Source organism: Streptomyces sp. NPDC005774, from assembly GCF_042871645.1.
GTDB lineage: Bacteria > Actinomycetota > Actinomycetes > Streptomycetales > Streptomycetaceae > Streptomyces > Streptomyces pratens.
Window position 1 is genome coordinate 109,545 of the sequence record NZ_JBIAIV010000019.1, and the last position, 24,592, is coordinate 134,136.

15 protein-coding genes are annotated in these 24,592 nt (G+C 71.2%); 11 read left to right on the top strand and 4 right to left on the bottom strand.

What is annotated here, in order from left to right; genetic code table 11:
• Positions 1 to 2 precede the first annotated feature (2 nt).
• Positions 3 to 4,649, top strand: coding sequence for a hypothetical protein (locus ACFYQA_RS19355; protein WP_388918975.1), 4,647 nt, complete (start codon positions 3 to 5; stop codon positions 4,647 to 4,649).
• Between the two features lie 313 nt (positions 4,650 to 4,962).
• The gene (locus ACFYQA_RS19360; protein ID WP_388918978.1) at positions 4,963 to 5,361 is read left to right on the top strand and encodes a hypothetical protein; all 399 of its coding nucleotides are present in this window, start codon (positions 4,963 to 4,965) and stop codon (positions 5,359 to 5,361) included.
• Between the two features lie 90 nt (positions 5,362 to 5,451).
• On the opposite strand, the gene ACFYQA_RS19365 is transcribed toward ACFYQA_RS19360, so the two are convergent.
• Complete coding sequence (locus tag ACFYQA_RS19365; protein WP_388918981.1) at positions 5,452 to 5,970, bottom strand: hypothetical protein; 519 nt, start codon at positions 5,968 to 5,970, stop codon at positions 5,452 to 5,454.
• A 418-nt stretch (positions 5,971 to 6,388) separates the two neighbouring features.
• Here ACFYQA_RS19365 and ACFYQA_RS19370 point away from each other — a divergent pair, with 418 nt between their 5' ends.
• The 7 genes from ACFYQA_RS19370 to ACFYQA_RS19400 all read left to right on the top strand — a co-directional run bounded on the left by ACFYQA_RS19370 (position 6,389) and on the right by ACFYQA_RS19400 (position 16,242).
• Positions 6,389 to 9,358, top strand: a complete 2,970-nt coding sequence (locus tag ACFYQA_RS19370; protein WP_388919037.1) for a nitrate- and nitrite sensing domain-containing protein — start codon at positions 6,389 to 6,391, stop codon at positions 9,356 to 9,358.
• Positions 9,359 to 9,370: 12 nt separating this feature from the next.
• The gene (locus tag ACFYQA_RS19375) at positions 9,371 to 9,805 is read left to right on the top strand and encodes a roadblock/LC7 domain-containing protein (RefSeq protein ID WP_388918984.1); all 435 of its coding nucleotides are present in this window, start codon (positions 9,371 to 9,373) and stop codon (positions 9,803 to 9,805) included.
• Between the two features lie 9 nt (positions 9,806 to 9,814).
• Positions 9,815 to 10,210 (top strand): DUF742 domain-containing protein, encoded by a 396-nt coding sequence (locus ACFYQA_RS19380; RefSeq protein WP_388918987.1) that lies wholly within the window; start codon positions 9,815 to 9,817, stop codon positions 10,208 to 10,210.
• 24 nt (positions 10,211 to 10,234) lie between these two features.
• The gene (locus ACFYQA_RS19385) at positions 10,235 to 13,942 is read left to right on the top strand and encodes a hydantoinase B/oxoprolinase family protein (RefSeq protein ID WP_388918990.1); all 3,708 of its coding nucleotides are present in this window, start codon (positions 10,235 to 10,237) and stop codon (positions 13,940 to 13,942) included.
• A complete protein-coding gene (locus ACFYQA_RS19390; RefSeq protein ID WP_388918993.1) occupies positions 13,923 to 14,528 on the top strand; it encodes an ATP/GTP-binding protein in 606 nt (201 codons plus the stop codon). The genes ACFYQA_RS19385 and ACFYQA_RS19390 overlap by 20 nt, the downstream gene beginning before the upstream one ends.
• Positions 14,529 to 14,840: 312 nt before the next feature.
• A complete protein-coding gene (locus tag ACFYQA_RS19395; RefSeq protein ID WP_388918996.1) occupies positions 14,841 to 15,659 on the top strand; it encodes a M15 family metallopeptidase in 819 nt (272 codons plus the stop codon).
• Positions 15,660 to 15,705: 46 nt separating this feature from the next.
• Entirely contained in the window at positions 15,706 to 16,242 is a 537-nt protein-coding gene (locus ACFYQA_RS19400; RefSeq protein WP_388918999.1) for an NUDIX domain-containing protein, read from the top strand.
• A 65-nt stretch (positions 16,243 to 16,307) separates the two neighbouring features.
• Here the strand turns inward: ACFYQA_RS19400 and ACFYQA_RS19405 are convergent, their stop codons facing one another.
• A complete protein-coding gene (locus ACFYQA_RS19405; protein WP_388919001.1) occupies positions 16,308 to 18,668 on the bottom strand; it encodes a glycoside hydrolase family 31 protein in 2,361 nt (786 codons plus the stop codon).
• 212 nt (positions 18,669 to 18,880) lie between these two features.
• Here ACFYQA_RS19405 and ACFYQA_RS19410 point away from each other — a divergent pair, with 212 nt between their 5' ends.
• Together ACFYQA_RS19410 and ACFYQA_RS19415 are read left to right on the top strand one after the other, a co-directional pair.
• Positions 18,881 to 20,848, top strand: a complete 1,968-nt coding sequence (locus ACFYQA_RS19410) for an acetoacetate--CoA ligase (RefSeq protein ID WP_388919004.1) — start codon at positions 18,881 to 18,883, stop codon at positions 20,846 to 20,848.
• Positions 20,849 to 20,945: 97 nt separating this feature from the next.
• A complete protein-coding gene (locus tag ACFYQA_RS19415; protein ID WP_388919007.1) occupies positions 20,946 to 21,833 on the top strand; it encodes a hypothetical protein in 888 nt (295 codons plus the stop codon).
• A 143-nt stretch (positions 21,834 to 21,976) separates the two neighbouring features.
• On the opposite strand, the gene ptsP is transcribed toward ACFYQA_RS19415, so the two are convergent.
• Positions 21,977 to 23,647 carry a phosphoenolpyruvate--protein phosphotransferase gene (gene ptsP / locus ACFYQA_RS19420; RefSeq protein WP_388919010.1) on the bottom strand — a complete coding sequence of 557 codons (1,671 nt, stop codon included), beginning with the start codon at positions 23,645 to 23,647 and terminating at the stop codon, positions 21,977 to 21,979.
• Positions 23,648 to 23,725: 78 nt separating this feature from the next.
• Positions 23,726 to 24,175, bottom strand: a complete 450-nt coding sequence (locus ACFYQA_RS19425) for a PTS glucose transporter subunit IIA (RefSeq protein WP_388919013.1) — start codon at positions 24,173 to 24,175, stop codon at positions 23,726 to 23,728.
• Positions 24,176 to 24,592: the final 417 nt, after the last annotated feature.

Genomic DNA, 24,592 nt, shown 5'->3' on the forward strand with positions numbered 1-24,592 from the left:
CCATGTACGAGTTGTCCCGGGTCCGCCTCTACTCCATCGGGCCCGCCGGTGCGCGCTACGCCGACACCGTGCTTGACCTGCGCGGTGTCGGCGAGACCGTGCCGCAACCCGCGCCGACGCAGGCGGAGTTCTTCGCGGCGGAGCCCGTCGGCCCGCCCCGTCGCCCCGCGCCCGCCGGGGTGCTCTTCCTGGAGAACGGCGGCGGCAAGTCCGTCCTGCTGAAACTGATCTTCTCCGTGATGCTCCCAGGCCACCGCAACACCCTCGGCGGCGCCAGCTCCGGCGTGCTGCGCAAGTTCCTGCTGGCCGACGACTGCGGCCATGTGGCCCTGGAGTGGCAGCACGTGCTGACCGGCGAGTGCGTCGTCGTCGGCAAGGTCAGCGAATGGCGTGGGCGCCAGGTCTCCAACGACCCGAGGAAGTTCGCCGAAGCCTGGTACTCGCTGCGACCCGGTCCGGGGCTCAGCCTGGACAACCTCCCCGTCGCCGAGGCCACCGCCGTACGGTCGCCCGCCGACGGCCAGTCGGGCGCGCGGGGCCGCCGCCGCACCATGAAGGGCTTCCGGGACGCGCTCACGGAGGCGGGCAAGACGTATCCGCACCTGGAGGTGCACTGGGAGGAGACCCACGAGCGCTGGACCGAGCACCTCGGCGACCTGGGACTCGACCCCGAACTCTTCCGTTACCAGCGGGAGATGAATGCCGACGAGGGCGAGGCCGCCGGTCTCTTCGCGGTCAAGAAGGACTCCGACTTCACCGACCTGTTGCTGCGCGCCGTCACCGACAGCCGTGACACCGACGGACTCGCCGACCTGGTCGGCGGCTTCGGCAACAAGCTGGGCCGGCGCGCCGAGCTGATCGCCGAGCGGGACTTCACCGCCGGGTCCGTCGAACTGCTCGGCCGGATCGTCGAAGCCACCGGCGCCCGTACCCGGGCACGGGAGATCAACACCGTGGCCGAGCGTCGCACCCGCACCCTGGCCCGCAGGCTCTCCGCGCGCGGCCGCCAGGAACGCGTCCGCGCCGCAGACCTCGCCCACCGGGTCACCGTCGCCGCCGACGCCGTCACCCGGGCCGGGACGGCCCGCGAGCACAGCGCGCTGATCTCCGCGGAAATCGCCTACCGGCACGCCTCCCTGGCACTGACGGCGGCGGAGAAGTCCGCCGCCGCCCAGAAACGCGAACTCGCGGACGCCCGCACCCTGTACGCGGCCTGGCAGGCCGCCGAGGCGGCGCTGCGCCACCGCGCCGCCGCCGACAGGGCCGCCAGGGTCTCCGCCGCGATCCAGGAGGCCGAGCGGGACGCGGCGCCCGCGCTCGCCGCCCGTGCCAAGGCCGCCGTCGACCTCGTACGCGTCCTGCACACGGCCGCGCAGAACGCGGAGAACCTCGCCAATGAGGAGGAGGAGCGGTCCGCCGCCCTCCAGGAGGTCAGCGACACCGCCCACCGCGACGCCACGGCCGCCGCCACCGAGACACAGCGCGCCCGCAGCGAGATCGGTCACCTCAGGCAACGGCTCGCCGAGGTCGAGCAGGAGACCACAGAGGCCGTCCGGGCCGGCTGGCTCGACGACAGCGCCCCCGACGCCGACCCGGCCCGCGCCGCACTCGCGGCCAGCGACGCGGAGAAGACCGCGGTCACCGCTTGGGACGCAGCCCGTGAGACATCCCACCGGGCGACCGAGCACGCGCGTGAAGCCGCCGCCGTCGAGGCCCGTGCGGAACTCACCGCCGCCCGCGCGGCGGATGCGGCCACGGCGGTCAGCCGCGCCCACGAGGGCGAGCTGCGCACCGCAGAGGCCCTTGCCGTGGAGGAACGGCCGGCCGAGCTCCTCGGTCTGCCCGGAACGAAGGCCCGCCCCTGCGTTCCGTGGCCCCGCCCCGACACGGACGCCGAGCCGGGCGGCGGCCCCGCCACCGAAGGCGCCCTCACCGCCACGGAACTGGACCGATTCGCCGACGACCTGCGCGAACTGCTCGAGGAGGCGGTCTCCTCCGCCGAACGCCAGCTGTTCGAACTGCGCACCGCCGCGGCCGACGACGCCCGCATCCTCGGCGCCCTCGGCGACGGCGGGCTGCTGCCGCCGGGACCGGACGTGCTGGCCACGGTCGAGTTCCTCGGCGAGCACGGCATTCCCGCCCTGCCCGGCTGGCGCTACCTCGCCCAGGCCGTCGACCCCGCCGACCACGCGCGCGTGCTGGCCGCCCGCCCGGAACTGGTCGACGGCGTCGTCATCACCGACCCGGACTCCCACACCCGCGCCCGCGCGGCCCTGAGCGACGCCGCCCTGCTGCCCCGCTCCGCGGTCGCCGTCGGCACGGCTGCCGCGCTCCTCGCGCCGGCCCCGGCGTCGGGCGCGGACACCGGCGACGTCTTCCTGGTACCGCCGAACCCGGCCATGCACGACGAACACGCCGCCGACGAGGAACGGCAGACACTGCGTGCCCGTGCGACCGCACGCGACGAGGAGATCCGGGTGCTCGCGGCACGGCTCGCCAAGGACCGCGAGCTGACCGCGCGGCTCACCTCCTGGCGCACCGGCTGCCCGCCCGGCCGGCTCACCGAACTGGCCCGCGCGGCGCATGATGCCCGCGTCTTCGCAGAGGAGACCGAGGCGGAGCTGGCCGAGGCACGCACCGCGCGGGCGGAGGCCGAGGAGGCCGCCGCCGAGGCCGCCCGGGTGCGTGACGAGCTCCAGGAGACCGCGCAGAAGGCCCGGCGCGCCGCTGACGCCCTCGCAGGACTCGCCTTCCGGCTCCGCGAACGGGCAGGCTGGCAGGCCAAACTGCGCGAGCTGGCCGACGACGCCGCCGAGGCCGAGGCCCGCGCCCAGGCCTGCCTGGAGCGCGCGCGGACCGCCGACGAGGACCGGCGCGGCGCGCAGCGGGCAGCCGACGATGCCCGGCGCACCGCGCGTGCGCTGCGCGCCGAGCGCTCCGAGATCGCGGGCGCCCCCGAGGACGTACCCGATGATGCGGCCGGGGCCGGCACCGAGCCGTCGCGGATTTCCCTGCCCGCTCTGCGCGAGGCGTACCGTGCCGCGTCCCAGGTGTACGAGAAGGTCGGCGTAGGCGCCGACCTGCGCGCCGAGCAGGCCCGCGCGGAGAGCGACGAGAGCGCGGCCCGCGCGGAGCTGGACCGGCTGAGCAACAAGGTCCGCAACCGCGCGGAGCAGCTGCTCGAGTCGCCCGACGGCTCGGACGGTCCCAGCCGGCAGGCCGCCGCCGCCCGTGCCGAGGAACTGGTGCAGCTCCTGGAGACCCGGATGTCGAGCGCGAGCGAGCAGCTCGGGCGACTGCGCGGCGAGACCGAGCGGCTGGCACCCGAGGACGGCGGGCAGCACACCGCGCTCTCCGAGGAAATGGTGCCGCGCGACGCCGAGCACGCACAGGTGCTGCTGCGCACCGCCACGGCCGAACTGGCCTCCCGGACGGAGGGGCTGGACAGCGCCAGGGAGATCCACGGCGAACTCCTCGACGCGCACCGCGGCGCCGAGGAAGCGGCCGAAGGCTTCGACGAGATCGCAGCCATGCTCCGCGACCTGCTGCGGGAACACACCTTGGAGGAGGAGCCGGAGCAGCCCGAGCCCTATCCCGGCAGCCCGGAGGAGGCCCGGCGGTCCGCCGGGGAGGCCCGCAGATCACTCCGCGGATGCGCCGCCGACCTGTCCGCCGCCGAGTCCACGGTGCGCGAGGCGAGCGACATCCTGGTCCGGCACGCCAACTCCACACGCTACGAGCAGGTCCGCACCCCCGCCCGGCAGCAGATCCGCGAGCTGCCCGCCTCGGCGCTGCCCGAGCACGCCCAGAAGTGGGCGGACGCCTTCGCACCCCGGCTCCGGGTCCTCACCGACGAACTGGAACAGCTGGAACGCAACCGCGACTCGATCGTGGACCGGCTCAGGGGGCTCGTCGAATCGGCCCTCGCCACTCTGCGCTCCGCCCAGCGACTGTCGCGGCTGCCCGAAGGGCTCGGCGAGTGGTCAGGGCAGGAATTTCTGCGTATCCGCTTCGAGGAAACCGACCAGGCGACCCTCACCGAGCGGCTCGGCGAGGTCGTCGACGAGGCGACCCGCGCAGCCGTCCGCAAGAACTCCGACCTGCGCCGTGACGGCATGTCCCTGCTGTTGCGCGGAGTTGCCGCTGCCCTCCGGCCGAAGGGCATCGCCGTCGAGATCCTCAAACCGGACGCCGTGCTGCGCGCCGAGCGGGTCCCCGTCGGACAGATGGGCGACGTGTTCTCCGGAGGGCAGCTGCTCACCGCGGCCATCGCCCTGTACTGCACGATGGCCGCGCTGCGCTCCAACGACCGGGGCCGCGACCGGCACCGGCACGCCGGCACCCTGTTCCTCGACAACCCCATCGGCCGCGCCAACGCCACCTACCTGCTGGAGCTCCAGAGGGCCGTGGCCGACGCGCTCGGTGTACAGCTCCTCTACACCACCGGTCTGTTCGACACGACGGCACTCGCGGAGTTCCCCCTGGTCATCCGGCTCCGCAACGACGCCGACCTCCGGGCCGGCCTGAAATACATCAGAGTGGAGGAACATCTCCGGCCGGGTCTGCCCCAGCAGGGCCCGGCCGAGGAGGCGCACAGCGAGATCACGGCCACACGGATGTTCAAACGCCCGACACCTGCAACCCCCTAGGGGCGCGGGGCTGTGTCGATATGCGGCTCCGCGGCGTGGGTGCAGGCGGTGCTCGTGACAGGGAGAACGTGCTCGCTCTTGCGTTTCGTAGCGGCGCTGGAGCCGGATACCCGTACCGCCGGCCACAGTCGCAGGCGGACGTGGTCGGCTCGCCTGCCGGGTGAGCCGATCGCACGGTGAGATGACCTGTAACGGTCCAACGACCTTCCCGTTTCCTGCCGCACCGCCGGGCACGGAGATATTCGGCTGCCAACTCGCTTTTCTCTGCAGTAAGTTCAGAAACGATCGGTTGTCCGAAGAGAGGAACTCCGCCTTGCGCACGCCTTACCGTCGTCTGACGACTGTCCTCGGGATAGCTGCGGCCTCCGCTTCGGCGCTCGCCCTGGGTACCGCCCCGGCACATGCCGCCGGCTCCGTCTACAGCGCCTACAACTCCATTACCTCGCCGAGCGCGAAGACCGAGTTCGCCGCGGACGGCGAGATCCTCTCCGCCCTCGACATGAAGAGCGACGGCCATGGCGTCGCCGCCCAATGGCGCTACAACTCCAGCTCGGCCACCCACTCCTACTACCACGGTGGCGGCTATGCCACCGTCGGGAAATGGAACCTGTCCTTCGCGGAGGGCACCACTCTGCAGATCCGCGCCTGTCTCCAGGACACATCCAGTGGCACCCCGTACAGCTGCGGCGGCTGGGAGTACGCCAAGGCCTGACCGGCACAAGTCGGCGAAGTGGCGGGCCTCCGGGCCCGCCACTTTCATGTCCACAGGTCAGTGCTCGCCCGCTCGACGACCTCGGCTCCTTCAAGGGTGCGACAACTGCCCCCTCCTGCCCTGTCGGTGTATGCGCCTCTGGGCCCGCTTCGCGGCCTGGGCCTGCCGTCGTGCCCTGCGCCGCTCGCGCCGCAGGGACCGGGCGGTGCTGCTCGGTGCCGACACCACGCCGTTGCGCTGGTTCCACACCTGGCGCGTCACCCAGACGTCGAGCGCGGCCCAGGTGGCGACCACGGTGCTGGCGACGCTGCTGAGCACCATGGGGAATGCCAGCCACGACCCGGCCAAGGAGCACAGGAACGCCACCATGGCCTGTATCAGCGTCACCGAGATGATGAGCACCGCCCGCACGGCTGCCGTCCGCACCGGATCGGGCAGCCTGCGCCGCTTCGCCGACTCCTCTATCCACAACGGCCGGTAGTAGGGCCGCCCCTGAGCGGGTTCCCGCTCACTCCGAATGTCGCGATCCCGCGCAGCGGTGTCCCGCCGTGCCGTGCCCTGTGCGGCCACGTCCTTCCCGGACGTCCCCTGCCGCTGTGCCGTGCCCATCACCGTGTCGCTCCCCACCGTCGGCGGACCGCTCACCCCTGTCCGAAGACCCGATTTTCCTGCGGCTGCCCGGCTTGCGCTGCTTTACACCACCCGGGTGCAGGGTGCGGCTCCTGGGGCCGATTCCGCCCCCATTTCCTGTATAGAAGGACGAGCAGCGGGTCATGAAGATTCCCTGTCGGCGAAAAATTTTGGCCAAATGCCCGCGTGCGCCCGCCGGAACGGGCTTCCAGGCCGCCACCGGTTTCGGGGAAGCAATCTCCCCCAATAAGCAGACAACTCCTCATCCTCCCGGGCTCATGCGGAAGTTCTGCCTCCGGAAGAGTCTTCGAGTTACCTGTGAGCCAGTAGTAGGCTCACGCCGTTTGGTGACGTACATGCGTACCCCCTGCCGGTGGGGGTCGAGCTGGGGGAGTCCATGCGCTTTCGCGGGAAGTCCATCCGCCGGAAGATCGTGGCGCTGCTTCTCGTGCCGCTGGTGTCCCTGACGGCGATCTGGGGCTTCGCCACGGTATTCACGGGACGGTCGGTCACTCAGCTGTTTCGGGTCTCCGCCGCGGTCGAGGACATCGGCTACCCGATCGAGGAAACCGTCCGCGTCCTCCAGCAGGAACGCCGCCAGACCCTCGTCCATCTAGCCGATCCGCGGGCCTCGGACACGCTCTCCGCACTCCGCACCACTCGCACGGCCACCGACGGCGCCATCGCCAAGGTCCGCAAGAACGCGGACAACCCCGACGTCCGCAACGGGCTGAGCACGGGCGGCGAGGACCGGCTCACCGCTGTCCTGGACGCGTTCGACGGCATCGACTCCCTACGCGGCAGCGTCGAGCAGGGCACGATGAGCCGCGTCGAGGCCCTCAACCAGTACAACCTTCTCGTGGACTCCTGCTACGTCCTCCTGACCTCCCTCGACGGCATCGACAACGTGGAGATGGACCAGCAGGGCCGCGTCCTCCTCAATCTCAGCCGCGCCCGTGAACTCCTCGCCCGTGAGGATGCCCTGCTCAGCTCGGCCCTCATCGTCGGCACGCTGTCCCGCGCAGAGGTACGCGACATCTCCGACCTCATGGCCCAGCGCACGCTGCTGTACGCCGTCGGCCTGCCGCAGTTGCCCGCTGCGGACCGGGACCGCTACGAGAACTTCTGGAAGAACGCGGCGTCCGCTCCGCTGCGCGTCGCCGAGGAGGCGGCCGTCTCCTCCGGCATCGGACCACCCCACGGGATCACCGCGAAGAGCTGGGACACCGCCGCCGGCCATGTGCTCGAAGAACTCGGCACCCTCAACGACCAGGCCACCGACCGCTATCAGGACCGCGTCCACCCGGTCGCCATGGGCGTTATCACCCAGGCCGTCGTCGTCGGCGTCCTCGGACTGATCGCCCTCCTCGTCTCCCTCGTCCTGTCCGTGCGTGTAGGCCGCGGCCTCATCCGTGACCTGCGGCAGCTGCGCCTGGAGGCCCACGAGGCGTCCGGTGTGCGACTGCCCAGCGTGATGCGCCGCCTCTCGGCGGGTGAGCAGGTGGACGTCGAGACCGAGGTCCCGCGCCTGGAGTACGACAGGAACGAGATCGGCGAGGTCGGCCAGGCCCTCAACACCCTGCAGCGCGCCGCCGTGGAGGCGGCCGTCAAACAGTCCGAACTGCGCTCCGGGGTCTCGGAGGTCTTCGTCAACCTCGCCCGTCGTAGTCAGGTCCTGCTGCACAAACAGCTCACCCTGCTGGACACCATGGAGCGCAGGGCCGACGACACCGAGGAACTCGCCGACCTGTTCCGCCTCGACCACCTCACCACCCGCATGCGCAGGCACGCCGAGGGTCTGGTGATCCTCTCCGGCGCCGCGCCCTCCCGGCAGTGGCGCAAACCCGTTCAGCTCATGGATGTGGTGCGCGCGGCCGTCGCCGAGGTCGAGGACTACGAGCGCATCGAGGTCCGCCGACTGTCGCGGGTCGCCGTCACCGGCCCCGCCGTCGCCGACCTGACCCACCTGGTGGCCGAACTCCTGGAGAACGCCACGGTGTTCTCCCCGCCGCACACCGCCGTCCAGGTCCTGGGGGAGCGCGTCGCCAACGGCTTCACCCTGGAGATCCACGACCGAGGTCTCGGCATGGCCGCCGAGGCGCTGCTCGACGCCAACCTGCGGCTCGCCGAGACACCGGAGTTCGAACTCTCCGACACCGACCGGCTCGGACTGTTCGTGGTCAGCCGTCTCGCACAGCGGCAGAACGTCCGGGTCTCCCTGCAGCCGTCTCCCTACGGCGGCACCACCGCGGTCGTCTTCATCCCGGACGTGCTCCTCACCGACGATGTCCCGGACACCAACGGCGTCGGCTTCCGCCTCGACCGGCCCCGGCGCGCCAAGGACAGGGAACCGGAGGACAGCCGCCGTCTCGCGCTCTCCCAGGTGCCCGTCCAACTGCCCGGACTGCCCGCCTCGCTCCTGAACGGTCCGGTCGAACTCGAGGCCCCTGTCGACCTGGACGCCCTCGACGACTATCCGGGCGCGCCGGGGGACGAGGACGACGAGCACGGCGGCCTGTTCGGTCACCGGCGCTCCCCGTCCCGTGCCAAGGACGAGCGGCCGGGCCGCCGCCGCGAGCCCCACCCACAGGCCACCGGCATCGGAAAGGCCAACGATGACGGACCGGATCTGGACATGCACGGCCAGGCGGGTGCCCCGGCCCCGCCACCCCGCAGGGGAACGCCCAAGCTGGTCAGCTCGCACGGACGTCCTGTCGGCGACGAACACGTCCGCCGGGAGCGGCCGGACCAGGACATCGGTACGTCGTCCGCCCGCCCGGAACAGGAACCGGTGCCCGTGCTGCCGACCCGCCGCCGCGGTGGGCAACCCTCCCCGGACCGGGACCCGGGACCACCCGGCGAGGGGAAACCGCCACCACTGCCCGCCCGTCGGCGGGGCGCGGCCTCCCGTCCCCGGATCGGCGCACGCGCCGACGACCGGCCCGCGGCGCAGGCGCCCCACGGCTCCGCCCGGGAGGATGGCCCACCCGCCCCGGCCGCCGGTGACCCTCCGGGCGGCTCCGGACACCCCCCGAGCGCGCCGGACGCCCGCCAGGAACACTCCGCGGCGAACCCGGGGGCCGAGCCGGGCTCCGGCAGCGCCCCGCAGGACACGGGCGCAGGCCCGGCCGACACCGCATCGCTGCCCCGACGCGTACGGCAGGCCAGCCTCGCCCCTCAGCTCAAACGGAGCGTGCCACGACGGAACGAGGAGAGATCCCAGCCCGTCGAACGGGACGCGGAGGAAGTACGCAGCCGCATGGCCTCGCTCCAGCGCGGCTGGCAGCGGGGCCGCGAGGAGAACGCCGTGGGCGGCGACGACGCCCCCGGCGGGGCAGCACCACAAGGAACGACCAGGAATGACTAAGGGGGACGGTCGATGACCGCACCGCACACGACCGGCCACGCCGACGGCGGCAAGGGGGAGCTCAACTGGCTCCTCGACGACCTGGTGGCCCGCGTCGCGAGTATCCGAAAGGCCGTCGTGCTCTCCGGCGACGGCCTCGCCACGGGGTCCTCCCAGGAGCTGACCCGCGAGGACAGCGAGCATCTGGCCGCCGTCGCCTCCGGGTTCCACAGCCTCGCCAAGGGGGTGGGCCGTCACTTCGAGGCAGGCAGCGTCCGCCAGACCATCGTCGAACTCGACGAGGCGTTCCTGTTCGTCACGGCTGCCGGGGACGGCAGTTGCCTCGCCGTTCTCGCCGACGCCGACTCGGATGTCGGACAGGTCGCCTACGAGATGACCCTCCTCGTGAAGCGGGTGGGTCCGCATCTGGGAACCGAACCGCGTACCGATCCGCCCCCGGGCGGGTAGTGGGATGACATGAATGCTGACGGTGAGGGAAGAAGCCACTGGTTCGACGACGAGGCCGGACCGGTCGTCCGTCCGTATGCCATGACGCGGGGCCGCACGTCGAGTGCGGCCCAGCACCGCCTCGACCTGATCGCGGTGGTCGTCACCGAACCCGACGCGGACGATCCGGAGACGGACCCCACACTCTCCCCGGAACACGTGGACATCGTCGAACTGTGCCGTGACACTCCGCAGACGGTCGCCGAACTCGCGGCGGAACTCGACCTGCCGATCGGAGTGGTACGCGTCCTCGTCGGCGATCTCGTCGACCTCGAATCCGTCCACGTGAACCGGCCCGTTCCCCCTGCCGAACTGCCGGACGAGAGTATTCTGCGCGACGTGATCAACGGCCTCCGGGCACTGTGAGCGGCGCGGAAGCGGGGTACTGACATGACAGGCTGGCAGTTCTGGGTCGACCGGGGCGGCACCTTCACCGACATCGTCGCCCGTCGGCCCGACGGACGGCTCCTCACACGCAAACTGTTGTCGGACAACCCGGCCCTCGACCGGCCCGGTCGTCCTCCCGGCGGGGTGGAACCCGCAGCCGACGCGGCGGTCGCGGGTGTCCGCGAACTGCTGGCCGGCTCCCGCGATCCCGTCGAGTCCGTACGCATGGGAACCACGGTCGCCACCAACGCCCTCCTGGAGCGCACCGGCGAACGCACTCTCCTGGTCATCACCCGCGGCTTCCGCGACGCCCTGCGCATCGCCCACCAGAACCGCCCCGCCATCTTCGCCCGCCGCATCGAACTGCCCGAGCTGCTGTACGAACGGGTCGTCGAAGTGGACGAACGCATCGCCGCCGACGGCACCGTCCTGCGCACCCCCGACCTGGACGCCCTCGCCGGGCCGCTGCGCCGGGCTCACGACGACGGCATCCGGGCCGTTGCCGTGGTCTGCATGCACAGTCACCTCCACCCCGCCCACGAACAGGCGGTCGGGGAACTCGCCGCCCGCATCGGCTTCCCGCAGATCTCGCTGTCCAGCGAGGTCAGCCCGCTGATGCGGCTCGTTCCGCGCGGCGACACGGCCGTCGTCGACGCCTACCTCTCGCCCGTACTGCGCCGCTACGTCCGGCAGGTGGCCGATGCCCTCGACGGCGTACGGCTGATGTTCATGCAGTCCAACGGCGGCCTCGCCGAAGCCGCGCAGTTCCGTGGCAAGGACGCCGTCCTGTCCGGGCCGGCCGGCGGCATCGTCGGGATGGCCCGTATGTCGCAACTCGCCGGCTTCGACCAGGTCATCGGCTTCGACATGGGCGGCACCTCCACCGACGTGTCCCACTTCGCGGGGGACTACGAACGCGTCTTCACCACACAGATCTCCGGCGTACGGCTGCGCGCGCCCATGCTGGACATCCACACCGTCGCCGCCGGCGGCGGCTCGGTCCTCCACTTCGACGGCTCCCGCTACCGCGTGGGCCCGGACTCGGCGGGCGCCGCCCCCGGCCCCGCCTGCTACCGGGCCGGCGGACCGCTCGCCGTCACCGACGCCAACGTCATGCTCGGACGCATCCAGCCCGCCCACTTCCCGGCGGTGTTCGGCCCCAACGGTGACCAGCCCCTCGACGCGGGGCTCGTCCGCGACCGCTTCGCGGATCTCGCACGCGAGATCCGCGAACAGACCGGCGACGACCGCACCCCGGAGCAGGTCGCCGAGGGCTACCTGCGGATCGCCGTCGCCAACATCGCCGCCGCGGTGAAGCGGATCTCCGTCCAGAAGGGCCACGACGTCACCCGCTACGCCCTCACCACCTTCGGTGGCGCGGGCGGACAGCACGCGTGCATGGTCGCCGACTCCCTCGGCATTCGCACCGTCCTCGTGCCGCCCATGGCGGGCGTCCTCTCCGCACTCGGTATGGGCCTCGCCGACACCAAGGCCATGCGTGAACGCTCCGCCGAAGCACCCCTGGAACCCGCCGCGATGCCCGGCATCCACCGGATCGCCGACGACCTGGAAGCGGCGGCCCGCGCCGAACTCCTCGCCGAGGACGTCCCCGAGGACCGGATCGGGGTCACCCGCCGGGCACAGCTCCGCTACGACGGCACCGACACCGCCCTCACCGTCGAACTGACCGATCCCACCACCATGCGCCGCGCCTTCGAAGAACGTCATCGCGCCACGTACTCCTTCACGCTCGAGCGCCCGATCGTCGTGGAAGCCCTCTCCGTCGAAGCCACCGGCATCACCGAACCCCCTGATCTCTCCGCCCTCGCCCCGTACGAAGGCCGCCCGTCCGCCCCGCGCCCCGTCCGCCTCCACACCGGCGGCACCTGGAGCGACGTCCCCCTCCACCACCGCGAGGACCTTCCCCCCGGCAGGACGGTCACCGGACCGGCGATCATCACCGAGGCCGGCTCCACGACCGTCGTCGACGAAGGCTGGCGGGCCGCTCCGAACGATGACGGGCATCTGGTCATGGAACGCGTCGCGGTGACGCAGGGTTCCGGTTCCGGAACCGAACGCGACCGGGAATCCCGCCCGGAGGCCGACCCGGAGGCCGACCCGGTTCTGCTCGAGATCTTCAACAACCTCTTCATGTCCATCGCCGAACAGATGGGCGCCCGCCTCGAGTCCACCGCCCAGTCCGTCAACATCAAGGAGCGACTGGACTTCTCCTGCGCCCTCTTCGACCCGGACGGAAACCTGGTGGCCAACGCCCCTCACATCCCCGTCCACCTGGGCTCGATGGGCATCGGCGTCAAGGAGGTCATCCGGCGGCGCGGCTCCACCATGCGCCCGGGTGACGCCTACGCCGTGAACGACCCCTACCACGGCGGTACCCATCTCCCCGACGTCACCGTGATCACCCCGGTCTTCGGCACCGGGTCCGCCGACACCGCACAGGGTGACCGAAGTGTTCTCTTCTACGTCGCCTCACGCGGCCATCACGCCGAGATCGGCGGCATCGCCCCGGGTTCCATGCCCGCAGACAGTCGCACCATCGACGAGGAAGGCATCCTCTTCGACAACTGGCTGCTCACCGAGAGCGGACGGTTCCGCGAGGAGGAGACCCGCCGCCTCCTGACCGACGCGCGATACCCCTCCCGCAACCCGCAGACCAACCTCGCCGACCTGCGTGCCCAGATCGCCGCCAACCAGAAGGGCGTCGACGAGGTCGGCCGGATGATCAGGAACTTCGGTCTCGACGTGGTCCAGGCGTACATGCGGCACGTCCAGGACAATGCCGAGGAATCGGTGCGTCGCGTCATCGACGCCCTCGACGACGGCGAGTACGCCTATGAGACCGACTCCGGGGCCGTCATCCGCGTGCGCGTACGCGTGGACCGCGCGGACCGCTCCGCCACCGTCGACTTCACGGGCACCGCACCGCAGTTGCCCACCAACTTCAACGCCCCCTTCTCGGTCGTCAACGCGGCCGTCCTGTACGTCTTCCGCACCCTGGTGGCCGACGACATCCCGCTCAACGACGGCTGCCTGCGGCCGCTGCGGATCATCGTGCCGCCCGGCTCCATGCTGGCGCCCCGGCCGCCGGCCGCCGTCGTCGCGGGCAATGTGGAGACCTCCCAGAGCATCACCGGCGCCCTCTACGCGGCGCTCGGCATCCAGGCCGAGGGCTCCGGCACCATGAACAACGTCACCTTCGGCAACGCCCGCCATCAGTACTACGAGACCGTCGCCTCCGGCTCGGGCGCGGGAGAGGGCTTTCCCGGCGTGTCCGTCGTACAGACCCACATGACCAACTCGCGCCTCACCGACCCCGAGGTCCTGGAGTGGCGCCTGCCCGTCCGCATCGACGAGTTCGCCGTGCGCGCGAACAGCGGCGGGGCCGGCCGGTGGCGGGGCGGGGACGGCGCGGTCCGCCGGATCCGGTTCCTGGAGCCCATGACCGTCTCCACGCTGTCCCAGCACCGCAGGGTCCCCCCGTACGGTATGGCGGGCGGCGCGCCCGGCGCGCCCGGCGCCAACCGGATCGACCGCGCGGACGGCACCGTCACCGCGCTGGACGGCAGCGACTCGGCGGACGTCCGCCCCGGCGACGTGCTGGTCATCGAGACCCCCGGCGGTGGCGGCTACGGTCCACCGTTCGACCACCACCGAGCAGGAGAAAAGTGCGATGATCTTCGGGCGTTCTGAGCGCGGGAAGCCCCCGATCGAGCCCGTCACGCTCAAGATCCTGGTGGCCGGCGGCTTCGGCGTGGGCAAGACCACGCTCGTCGGCGCGGTCAGCGAGATCAGGCCGCTGCGCACCGAGGAACTGCTCACCGAGGCGGGGCGCCCGGTCGACGACCTCAACGGGGTGGAGGCCAAGAACACCACCACGGTGGCCATGGACTTCGGCCGCATCACGCTCCGCGAGGACCTGGTGCTGTACCTCTTCGGCACGCCCGGCCAGGAGCGGTTCTGGTTCATGTGGGACGAACTGGCCGAGGGGGCCCTCGGTGCCGTCGTCCTCGCGGACACCCGACGGCTGGAGGACTGCTTCGCGGCCATCGACTACTTCGAGCGGCGCTCCATACCGTTCCTCGTCGGCGTCAACTGCTTCGAGGGGGCCGCGCGTTATTCGGCCGATGACATCCGCCGGGCCCTCGATCTCGACCCGGACGTACCGCTCCTGATGGGCGACGCCCGGGACCGGGAGTCGGTCAAGGCGATCCTCGTCGGGGTCGTCCAGCACGCCATGGCGCAGGCAGCGCAGCGCCGCCAGGCCGTCACCACCTGAACCCGAGACGATCCGGCCGGACTTCCCCCGCCGGTATCGGCGTCCTCCCGGTACCGGCGGACCTCGTGTCCGCTCGTGTCCGTCCGTGCCCGCCCGGCCCGGTACCCGGCTCGCCCGTCCAGGGCTTCGCCGCATTCTTCAGCGAGGCGGGACGGACGGCGACCTGCCGGTGATCCGTCACACGGCCCGGTGCGCACACCTCCGTCACCCTCCTCCAGTATTCCTGACGGCCCGTCATGAATGTGCCACGAGTGAGCGGACAAGGTCAGGGCGCTTCCCCGGTGAACCCGTCTCCTGATAGATGCAGGAGACATGACACAACTCTCCGCCGCGGTACGCGCTCTGGTCACCGCACTCGCCGCGCTGACGGCGACGACCGCCGCGACCGTCCCCGCAGCATCCGCCCCGGCGACGCCGGAGCCCAGGGCCCCGAAGGACTTCGTGGCGCTGAGCAGCGTGGATCCGACGATCATCCAGGAGGTCCGCTACTCCACCCCGCACAACTTCGTGGGCGAGCGCATCGACGGCTACCGGGAGCCGCTGTGCATCCTCGCCCGCCCCGCGGCCCGAGCCCTCCACGAGGCCCAGCGGAAGCTGCTGCCCCGCGGTTACTCCCTCAAGGTGTACGACTGCTACCGGCCCCAACGCGCCGTGGACCACTTCGTACGCTGGGCCAAAGACCCCGACGACCAGGCGATGAAGGCCGAGTTCTACCCGAATGTCGACAAATCCCGACTGTTCGCCGACGGTTACATCGCCGAGAAGTCCGGCCACAGCCGCGGCTCGACCGTGGACCTCACCGTCGTACGGCTCCCCGCCACGCCGACCCGCCCCTACCGGCCCGGAGAACCTCTCACACCCTGCTTCGCGGACCAGGACGAGCGGTTCCCCGACAACTCCGTCGACATGGGCACCGGCTACGACTGCTTCGACACCCTCAGCCACACCCTTGACCCCCGCATACGGGGTGAACAGCGGGCCAACCGGTCGCTCCTCAAAAGCACCCTGGAGGACCTCGGCTTCGTGAACCTGGCCGAGGAATGGTGGCACTACACCTTCAAACCGGAGGCCCATCCGGACACCTACTTCGACTTCCCGGTGTCCCGGAGATCACTCGCCGGCCACCGCTGAACGGCCCCCCGGAGACGCCCCCGCCCCGATCGGTTACAGTCCGCGCGTGCCCAGAACCCAAACCCCCGGCCCCGATGCCGTGCCGGACTCCCACTGCTCGAGCTGCGGCACGCCCTTCGGCGAGGGCGTCTCCGGCCGGCCCCGCACCTGCCCGGCATGCGGCACCACCGCCTACCGCAATCCGCTGCCGGTCGCGGTCGCCCTCCAGCCCGTGTACGACCCGAAGGGCACCGCCCTGGTCGTCATCACCCGGACCATCGCCCCCGCGCGCGGAGGCACGGCCCTGCCCGGCGGTTACATCGACGACCGGGAGGACTGGCGCCAGGCCGTCGTCCGCGAACTCCGGGAGGAGACCGGCATCGACGCGGCGAGCCGGGACGTACGGCTCGCCGAGGCCATGAGCTCGCCCGGCGGACACCTACTGCTGTTCGGGCTGCTCCCGGAACGCCCCGCGGAAGGGCTGCCGCCGTCGGACGCCACGGACGAGACGGAGGGTTGGCACCTGCTGCGCCGCGCGGAGGAACTCGTTTTCCCGCTGCACACGCGCGCCGTACGGGCCTGGTTCGAGGGCCGGTACATCTGATCCCACGGCTCAAGCCCGGCCGCAGGGGCACGGGCGGGGCAGGGCTCTTTCCGTCCCGTCCGCGCTCAGTCCGGTCCGAGCCCGCGGACACGCACCGGGTGGGGCAGAGCGCCGGTGCCGTGCTCGCCCTCCCACTCGACAACGATCCGGGACCCCGCCCAGCGGACGGTGTACCGCTCAATGCCCGGCTCCTCCCCGCCGTCGCCGGCGTCCGCGACGACCGTCCCGCCGCCGACCCGCGCTCCGGCGGGCGCCCACACCTCCAGTTCCAGCCCGCCGTCCTCCCCGTACACGGGAATGACGGCGCCCGCGCGGGCGAACACCGGGATGCGGTCCAGGGGCGCGTCGACCACTATCCGGGCAGGTCCGTCGAACACCCGGCCTGTCGCCGTCTCGTACCAGCGCCCGCCGGGCAGCCGCACCGTACGCCGTTCCGCGCCCGCAACCAGCACCGGCGCCACCAGCAGGCTGTCGCCCAGAAGGAAGGCGTCCTCGCAGTCGCGCAGCGCACGCTCCTCCGGCGCCGACCACCACAGCGGCCGCACACAGGGAGCACCGGTCCGTCGGGCCAGGTGCGCCAGAGTCACGAGGTACGGTTGCAGCCGCCGGCGTTCGACGAGAGCCGCGCGCGCGTGCGCCAGCACCTCGGCACCGAATTCCCACGGCTCCCTGTGCCCCGCCCCCGCGCGGGTGCGCAGCAGCGGCAGATGGGCGCCCAGCTGGAGCCACCGCAGGTACAACTCGGGAGACGGATTCCCGCCGGCGCCGCCGACGTCCGGCCCCGCGTACGGGACACCGCACAGCCCGAGCCCCAGCACCAGGGCCAACGACGCCCGCAGCCCGGGCCAGCCCGCGGCCACTTCCCCAGGCAAGACCCCGCCGTAGCGCTGCATGCCGGCCCACCCCGAGCGTGAGAACAGGAACGGCCGCTCCTCGGGCAGCAGCGCCCGCAACCCCTCGTGGGCCGCCCTGGCCATGCACAACGCGTACACGTTGTGCGCCTCACGATGATCGCCGTCCCGCCCGTCCAGGGCATGACGGGCTGAACGGGGGAGCGTCGGTTCCCCGAACGCGGTGAACGACGTCGGCTCGTTCATGTCGTGCCAGAAGCCCGCGAACCCCTGCTCCAGCCGCTCCGCGTACAGACCGCCCCACCACGCACGCACGCGCGGGCGGGTGAAGTCGGGGAAGACCACGTCCCCGGACCAGGACACACCCTGGACGACATCTCCTGAGGCGTCCCGTACGAACGCGTCCCGGTCCGCCCCCGCGTCGTACACGGCGTGGCCGTCCCCGGCAGGAACCGCCGGACCGACGACCGACACCAGCCGGACCCCGTCCCGTCGCAACTCGTCGGCGAGAACCGGCAGCTTGGGGAACCGCTCCTGGTCCACGGTGAACCCCTGGTGGGCGTCGTGATGGCCGCTACCGAGGTGGACGGCGTCGAGCGGCAGCCCGTGCTCCTGATGACCGGCGACGACCCGCCGCACTTCCCGCTCACCGCCGTCGCCCCACCGCATGTGATGATGGCCGAGGGCCCAGGCGGGCGGCAGCGCGGGCGCACCGGTCAGTGACGCCCAGGCGAGCAGCACCCGTGCGGGAGTACCCACCATCACCCAGCAGCGCAGCGGGCCCCCGTCCATCCGCAGCTCGCTGGTCCCCACCCGGTCGTGCCCGGAGCCGGCGCCCTCCGCGCCTTCCCGCAGCGTGACGGTGCCGTCCCACGAACAGTCGTGGAACGCGAGATGTGTACCCGCGTCGGCCACCACCAGTTGTACCGGCATCGTGAAGGGAAGCGGATCGTCGCCGGGCCCGGAACCGCGACCGGGGCCCGTGTTCCACAGCCGGTAGGTGCCGTCCCGCAGTCTCGGCCCGGAGGCCCGCTCCCCGAGCCCGAAGAACCGGGCGTCGGCACGCACCTCGGACCGCTGCATCCAGCGCGCCGGGCCCCCCGCCACCGGCTCCCACCACCGCGGCGGCAGCTCCCGGCGCAACACCACGCCCCCCGGAGTGAGCACCTCCACCGCGCCGTGCCACGAGACGGCGACCGTCACCCGCTCGGCGACCACCCGCCAGCCGCCGTTGGTGTCCGGCTCCAGCACCGCCCGCGGATCCGGGTCGGGACAGTGCCCGGCCAGCGCGTACGACGGCTCCGGAGCCGCCCCGTCCCAGCCCCAGAAGACGGCCCCGTTCACGGCGACGTGGATGCGCAGCTCGGAACGGCCGAACCGGACGACACCGCCCCCGGGCCCGGGTTCCGCCCCCCGTACCGGCCCGGGAGTGCGCGCGCGCTCCGCTCCGCGCGGTGGCAGCCCGGTGGCATCGGCCCGCCGCCTGCGCCACGCTGCCCGTACGGTACGCACAGCCTGAGCCGTCCCCACCGAGCCGACCGATCTCATCGAACGCACCAGGTCACGACCGTCCATGGTGCTCACCCTGCCACTGCCCGCACCTCGCACGTGTGTCGTTCAACTGCCGTTCACCCATGATCGGACCACATCTTCACGACCGGGACCATGTGGGCTGCGCCCTGGTACGGAAGACGATCACGTGGCATCGTCCCTGTCAGCCGCGTCACGCGCACACCCCAGCCCGTGCGCGCAGGACGCACACGACGCGCACAGTCCGGGAGCCGCCCATGTCGACCGTGAACCCCCAGCCGCTCTGGCAGCCAGATCCGGAACGCATCGCCCGTGCCCGGATCACCACGTTCCACGCGTGGGCGGCTGAGCACCACGGCGCCCCCGCCGAGGGCGGCTACGCGGAGCTGCACCGCTGGTCCGTGGACGAGCCGGAAGCCTTCTGGAAGGCCGTCACGGAGTGGTTCGACGTCCGCTTCTCGACCCCCTACACGCGCGTGCTGGGCGACCGTTCGATGCCCGGCGCCCAGTGGTTCCCCGGTGGCACCCTCAACTACGCCGAGCACGCCCTGCGCGCCGCCGCGACCCGCGCGGACGAGCCGGCGCTCCTGCACGTCGACGAGACCCACGACCCGAGGCCTGTCACCTGGGCCGAGCTGCGCCGCCAGGTCGGCTCCCTGGCAGCCGAACTGCGCGCCCTCGGCGTACGCCCCGGCGACCGCGTCAGCGGCTACCTGCCCAACGTCCCGCAGGCCGTCGTCGCCTTCCTGGCCACCGCGGCAGTGGGCGGCGTGTGGACCTCCTGCGCGCCCGACTTCGGTGCCCGCAGTGTGCTCGACCGCTTCCAGCAGGTCGAACCGGTCGTCCTGTTCACCGTCGACGGCTACCGCTACGGCGGCAAGGAGCACGACCGCCGCGACACCGTCGTCGAACTACGCCGTGAATTGCCCACCCTGCGCGCCGTCGTGCACATCCCCCTGCTCGGCACCGATGCCCCGGACGGGGCACTCGACTGGCAGGCCCTCACCTCCGCGGACACCGAACCGGTCTTCGAGCAGGTGCCCTTCGAACACCCCCTGTGGGTGCTCTACTCCTCCGGCACCACCGGACTGCCGAAGGCGATCGTCCAGTCCCAGGGCGGCATTCTGGTCGAACATCTCAAGCAGCTCGGACTCCACTGCGACCTGGGCCCGGAGGACCGCTTCTTCTGGTACACGTCGACCGGCTGGATGATGTGGAACTTCCTTGTCTCCGGCCTGCTCACCGGAACGACGATCGTCCTGTACGACGGCAGCCCCGGCTACCCGGACACAGGCGCCCAGTGGCGGATCGCCGAACGCACCGGCGCCACCCTCTACGGCACCTCCGCCGCATACGTCATGGCCTGTCGCAAGGCGGACGTGCACCCCTCGCGCGACTTCGACCTCTCAGCGGTGCAGTGCGTCGCCACCACCGGCTCCCCTCTGCCGCCCGACGGCTTCCGCTGGCTGCACGACGAGGTGCGCGACGACCTGTGGATCGCCTCCGTCAGCGGCGGTACGGACGTGTGTTCCTGCTTCGCCGGCGCCGTACCCACTCTCCCCGTCCATGTCGGCGAGCTGCAGGCACCCTGCCTCGGCACGGACCTGCAGTCCTGGGACCCGAGCGGCAGACCCTTGACCGACGAGGTCGGCGAGCTCGTGGTCACCAATCCCATGCCGTCCATGCCGATCCACTTCTGGAACGACCCCGACGGCAGCCGCTACCACGACAGCTACTTCGACACCTACCCCGGCGTCTGGCGGCACGGCGACTGGATCACCCTCACCTCCCGGGGCTCCGTCGTCATTCACGGCCGCTCCGACTCCACGCTCAACCGCCAGGGCGTCCGCATGGGGTCGGCGGACATCTACGAGGCCGTCGAGCGCCTTCCTGAGATCAAGGAATCCCTCGTCATCGGCATCGAACAGCCCGACGGCGGCTACTGGATGCCCCTGTTCGTCCACCTGACACCGGGTGTCGTGCTCGACGAGGGGCTGAAGGGACGCATCCGGCGGACCATCCGAGAGGAACTGTCCCCACGCCACGTCCCCGACGAGATCATTGAGGTGCCGGGCGTCCCGCACACCCTGACCGGCAAACGCATCGAGGTCCCGGTCAAGCGCCTTCTCCAGGGCACACCGCTGGAGAAGGCGGTCAACGCCGGCTCCGTCGACAATCTGGATCTGCTCACGTTCTACGAGGACCTGGCCCGCAAACGCGCCTGACCTCACCCTGCCCGGTCCGCAGCCGCCCGACCAGGACGCCGTTGTCAGTGCCCCCGATTACTGTGAGTGAGCATTGATCGACTGTGCAGGGGGAGACATGACGTACACCGACCACCGAACCATGCGACGCGTTCTGCGCCGTGAGATCGCGGGCACCATCGGGCTGCTGACCGACGAGCACGACTTCCGCGCCATGCGGCACTATCGAAGCTTCGCCTTCGACGACCACGGCACATATCTCGAACACGTGGAGGCCGTCCTCAAGACACGTGCCCTGCAGGGCAGCCACACCACACTGGCCCTCTTCGACCCCGAGGAGTACGCGGAGTTCTGCGCACAACGCGGCCTCGACCCGGACAGCCACGCCGGCCGCACCCGCTTCACGGCCGAACTCGCGGCCACCGGAGCCACCGTCCCCTATGAGGGGCAGCCGCTGACCGACCTCCTGCCCGCCCTCGTCGACGAGGGCGTCCGCCGGGCGACCTGGGAGTACGCAACCATGCTCCTCGCCCGTCTCGGCGCCTGCCCCTCGTGCGGCGAGGACCTGGGCCGCGAGGCCTTCGCCCGCGCCTCCCGGCTGATCGTCCGCATCCTCGACACGGCAGGCCCCGGGAGCCGGCACCTCGTCTGCAGCGTCTCCGGACCACCCGAGACCCTGATTGCCGTCCTCCACGCCGACGACAACGGCGGACGCCTGGAACTGGACGACGCCGAGATCCTCGAGTTCACCACGGTGCTGGCCGTAGGCCTCGCCACCGACAGTCCCGGCGGGCTCGTCATGCGGACCACCGCCCCGGACACCCCCGACCGCATCCACGGCTGGCGGTTGCGCTCCCACGGTCTCGAGCCCCTCACCGCCGGGGAGGTCTTCGACGCCTACTGCACCGACGTCGAATCGGGAGATCTCATTCCGCCCGAGTCCAACGTCGACTACTGCGAGCCGCCCGACCTCGGGGAGGACCCGAGCCCGGCCCACCACCACTGAACCCCGAACGGAAAGGGGAACGCAGAACGGAGACGGAAACGGGGAGCGGCAACCAAGAAGGGGCGCCCCTCGAGTGGAGCGCCCCTCCGGGAACGGCGGCGGCAATCGTCAGCCCGCCCACCGCCGGTGTCCTGCCTGCCCTGCTACTCGCCCGACAGCACCGCCTGAGCGGCCCTGCGGGCCTCCTCGGCACTGTCCGTCGCACGGGCCGCCGCCGCGGCCCGCTCGCACTGCGCCAGAGTGAACTTGGCCAGCGCCGCCCGCACATAGGGAATGGACGCCGCACCCATGGAGAGGGAGGTGACACCCAGACCGGTCAGCACCGAAGCGAGCAACGGGTCGGACGCGGCCTCACCGCAGACACCACAACTCTTGCCCTCGGCCTTCGCGGCCTCCGCCGACAGCGCCACCAGGTCGAGCAGCGCGGGCTGCCACGGATCCTGCAGCCGGGACACCGAACCCACCTGACGGTCCGCGGCGAACGTGTACTGCGCGAGGTCGTTCGTCCCCAGCGACAGGAACTCCACCTCCTGCAGGATCGAGCGCGCCCGCAGTGCGGCCGACGGAATCTCGACCATCGCACCGAACTTCGCGTGCAGACCCGCCTCACGGCACGCGTCGGCGAAGGCCTTGGCGTCGGCCCGGTCCGCCACCATCGGGGCCATCACCTCAAGGTGGACGGACAGCCCTTCCGAGGCCTTGACCAGCGCCGACAGTTGGGTACGCAGTACCTCGGGGTGGTCGAGCAGTGACCGGAGACCGCGCACGCCCAGTGCCGGGTTCGGCTCGTCCGCCGGGGTGAGGAAGTCCAGCGGCTTGTCCGCGCCCGCGTCCAGCACCCGTACGACCACGCGGCCCTCGGGGAACGCCTCGAGCACCTGACGGTAGGCCGCGACCTGCTTCTCCTCGGAGGGAGCGTTCTTGCTGTCGTCCAGGAAGAGGAACTCGGTACGGAAGAGACCGACACCCTCCGCGCCTGCCTCGACCGCGGCCGGTACATCCGCCGGACCGCCGATGTTCGCCAGCAACGGCACGGTGTGACCGTCGGCGGTCGTACCGGGCCCGGTCGACGTGCTCAGCGCCGCCCGCCGCTCGGCCGCTGCGGCCTCGAGCTGCGCCTTCTTCTCCTCGCTCGGGTTCACGAAGATCTCACCGGTGCTGCCGTCGATGGCGATCAGTGTTCCTTCGGCGAGCTCACCGGCACCGGGCAGGGCCACCACGGCCGGCACACCGAGCGCCCGAGCCAGGATCGCGCTGTGACTGGTGGGCCCTCCCTCCTCGGTCACGAAACCGAGCACCAGGGTCGGGTCCAGCAGCGCCGTGTCCGCCGGTGCGAGATCACGGGCCACGAGGACATAGGGCTCGTCGCTGTCCGGGACACCCGGCATCGGAACTCCGAGCAGCCGGGCGACGATGCGGTTCCGTACGTCGTCGAGGTCTGCCACGCGGCCCGCCAGATACTCACCGGCAGCGGCCAGCAGTTCGCGGTACGCGGCGAACGCGTCGTACACCGCACGCTCGGCGGTGCTGCTCTCGGCGATACGACGTTCCACGTCCGTCATCAGCTCGGGGTCCTGGGCCATCATGGCCTGGGCCTCGAGTACCGCCTGGGCTTCGCCGCCCGCCAGGGTGCCGCGCGCCGTCAGATCGGCCGCCACCGCCTCCACGGCCTTACGGGCGCGCCCCTGTTCACGCTCCGCCTCCTCAGCCGGTATCTGCCTGGCCGGCGGCTCGAGGACCGCTGTTCCCATGTGCCGAACCTCGCCGATCGCCACACCATGGCTTACACCGACGCCTCGCAGCGTTGTCTCCATCTCACCTGTCTCCGGTAGTGCGGCGGTGTCCGCCGCTGTGTGGGTTGCCCTGCTTGCCGTCGGGCGACGGCACCGGCGTCACTTCCAGAGGAAGAGGGAGTCGCCGGCTTTGACCTCGCCCTCGTCGCGCAGTTCGGAGAGCGCCTCCACCGTGGCGTCCAAGGCCACGACCGGGCACACCGGGGACTTGCCGGAGGCCTCGACTGCGGCAGGGTCCCAGCGCACGACACCCTGACCGCGGGTCACGGTGTCACCCTTGTTGACGAGCAGTTCGAAGCCGTCACCGTTGAGCTGCACGGTGTCGATGCCGAGATGGGTGAGTACGCCGTGACCGTTCCCGTCGACCACGACGAACGCGTGCGGGTGCAGAGAGACGACGACACCGTCGACGGGGGATACAGCCGTGGAGGGCTCCCGTATGGGGTCGATCGCCATACCCGGGCCGACCATGGCCCCGGAGAAGACGGGATCGGGCACAGAGTCGAGTCCGATCGCCCGTCCTACGAGCGGGGATGTCACGGTGGTCATGGGAAGCCTCCAGGGGTGGAGATCGATAGGGGCCCGTCACTGTCGGTCTCGGACGGTGCACTGAGATGCAGCGTATGTCATAGGTAGTACCGGTTCCGCACGAGAGGACCGGTTGGAGGTCTAGACCACTTCTTCTTATTGATTTGCGCCTGCTCCGCGGCCCCATGTACAGTCGGGGACCTGCCTGGGGCTGGACGACGTGATCTCACGTCACCGTCCCGCAGCAAATTCAACTTGTCAGATCCTATCCCGGGGTCAACTTCTGCGTGTTCGCAGGACGGTGGTCAGGGAGCAGGGAAAACACTGATAGTGTTGGAAACATCGAAGGGAAGCGCCCGGAGGAAAGCCCGAGAGGGTGAGTACGAAGGAAGCGTCCGTTCCTTGAGAACTCAACAGCGTGCCAAAAATCAACGCCAG

Bases quoted from the DNA above. Each gene is read 5' to 3' on its own strand.
- ACFYQA_RS19355 (WP_388918975.1), top strand. From the start codon at position 3: ATGTACGAGTTGTCCCGGGTCCGCCTCTACTCCATCGGGCCCGCCGGT.
- ACFYQA_RS19365 (WP_388918981.1), bottom strand. From the start codon at position 5,970: ATGGGCACGGCACAGCGGCAGGGGACGTCCGGGAAGGACGTGGCCGCA.
- ACFYQA_RS19370 (WP_388919037.1), top strand. From the start codon at position 6,389: ATGCGCTTTCGCGGGAAGTCCATCCGCCGGAAGATCGTGGCGCTGCTT.
- ACFYQA_RS19375 (WP_388918984.1), top strand. From the start codon at position 9,371: ATGACCGCACCGCACACGACCGGCCACGCCGACGGCGGCAAGGGGGAG.
- ACFYQA_RS19380 (WP_388918987.1), top strand. From the start codon at position 9,815: ATGAATGCTGACGGTGAGGGAAGAAGCCACTGGTTCGACGACGAGGCC.
- ACFYQA_RS19385 (WP_388918990.1), top strand. From the start codon at position 10,235: ATGACAGGCTGGCAGTTCTGGGTCGACCGGGGCGGCACCTTCACCGAC.
- ACFYQA_RS19390 (WP_388918993.1), top strand. From the start codon at position 13,923: ATGATCTTCGGGCGTTCTGAGCGCGGGAAGCCCCCGATCGAGCCCGTC.
- ACFYQA_RS19395 (WP_388918996.1), top strand. From the start codon at position 14,841: ATGACACAACTCTCCGCCGCGGTACGCGCTCTGGTCACCGCACTCGCC.
- ACFYQA_RS19405 (WP_388919001.1), bottom strand. From the start codon at position 18,668: ATGGACGGTCGTGACCTGGTGCGTTCGATGAGATCGGTCGGCTCGGTG.
- ACFYQA_RS19410 (WP_388919004.1), top strand. From the start codon at position 18,881: ATGTCGACCGTGAACCCCCAGCCGCTCTGGCAGCCAGATCCGGAACGC.
- ACFYQA_RS19415 (WP_388919007.1), top strand. From the start codon at position 20,946: ATGACGTACACCGACCACCGAACCATGCGACGCGTTCTGCGCCGTGAG.
- ptsP (WP_388919010.1), bottom strand. From the start codon at position 23,647: ATGGAGACAACGCTGCGAGGCGTCGGTGTAAGCCATGGTGTGGCGATC.
- ACFYQA_RS19425 (WP_388919013.1), bottom strand. From the start codon at position 24,175: ATGACCACCGTGACATCCCCGCTCGTAGGACGGGCGATCGGACTCGAC.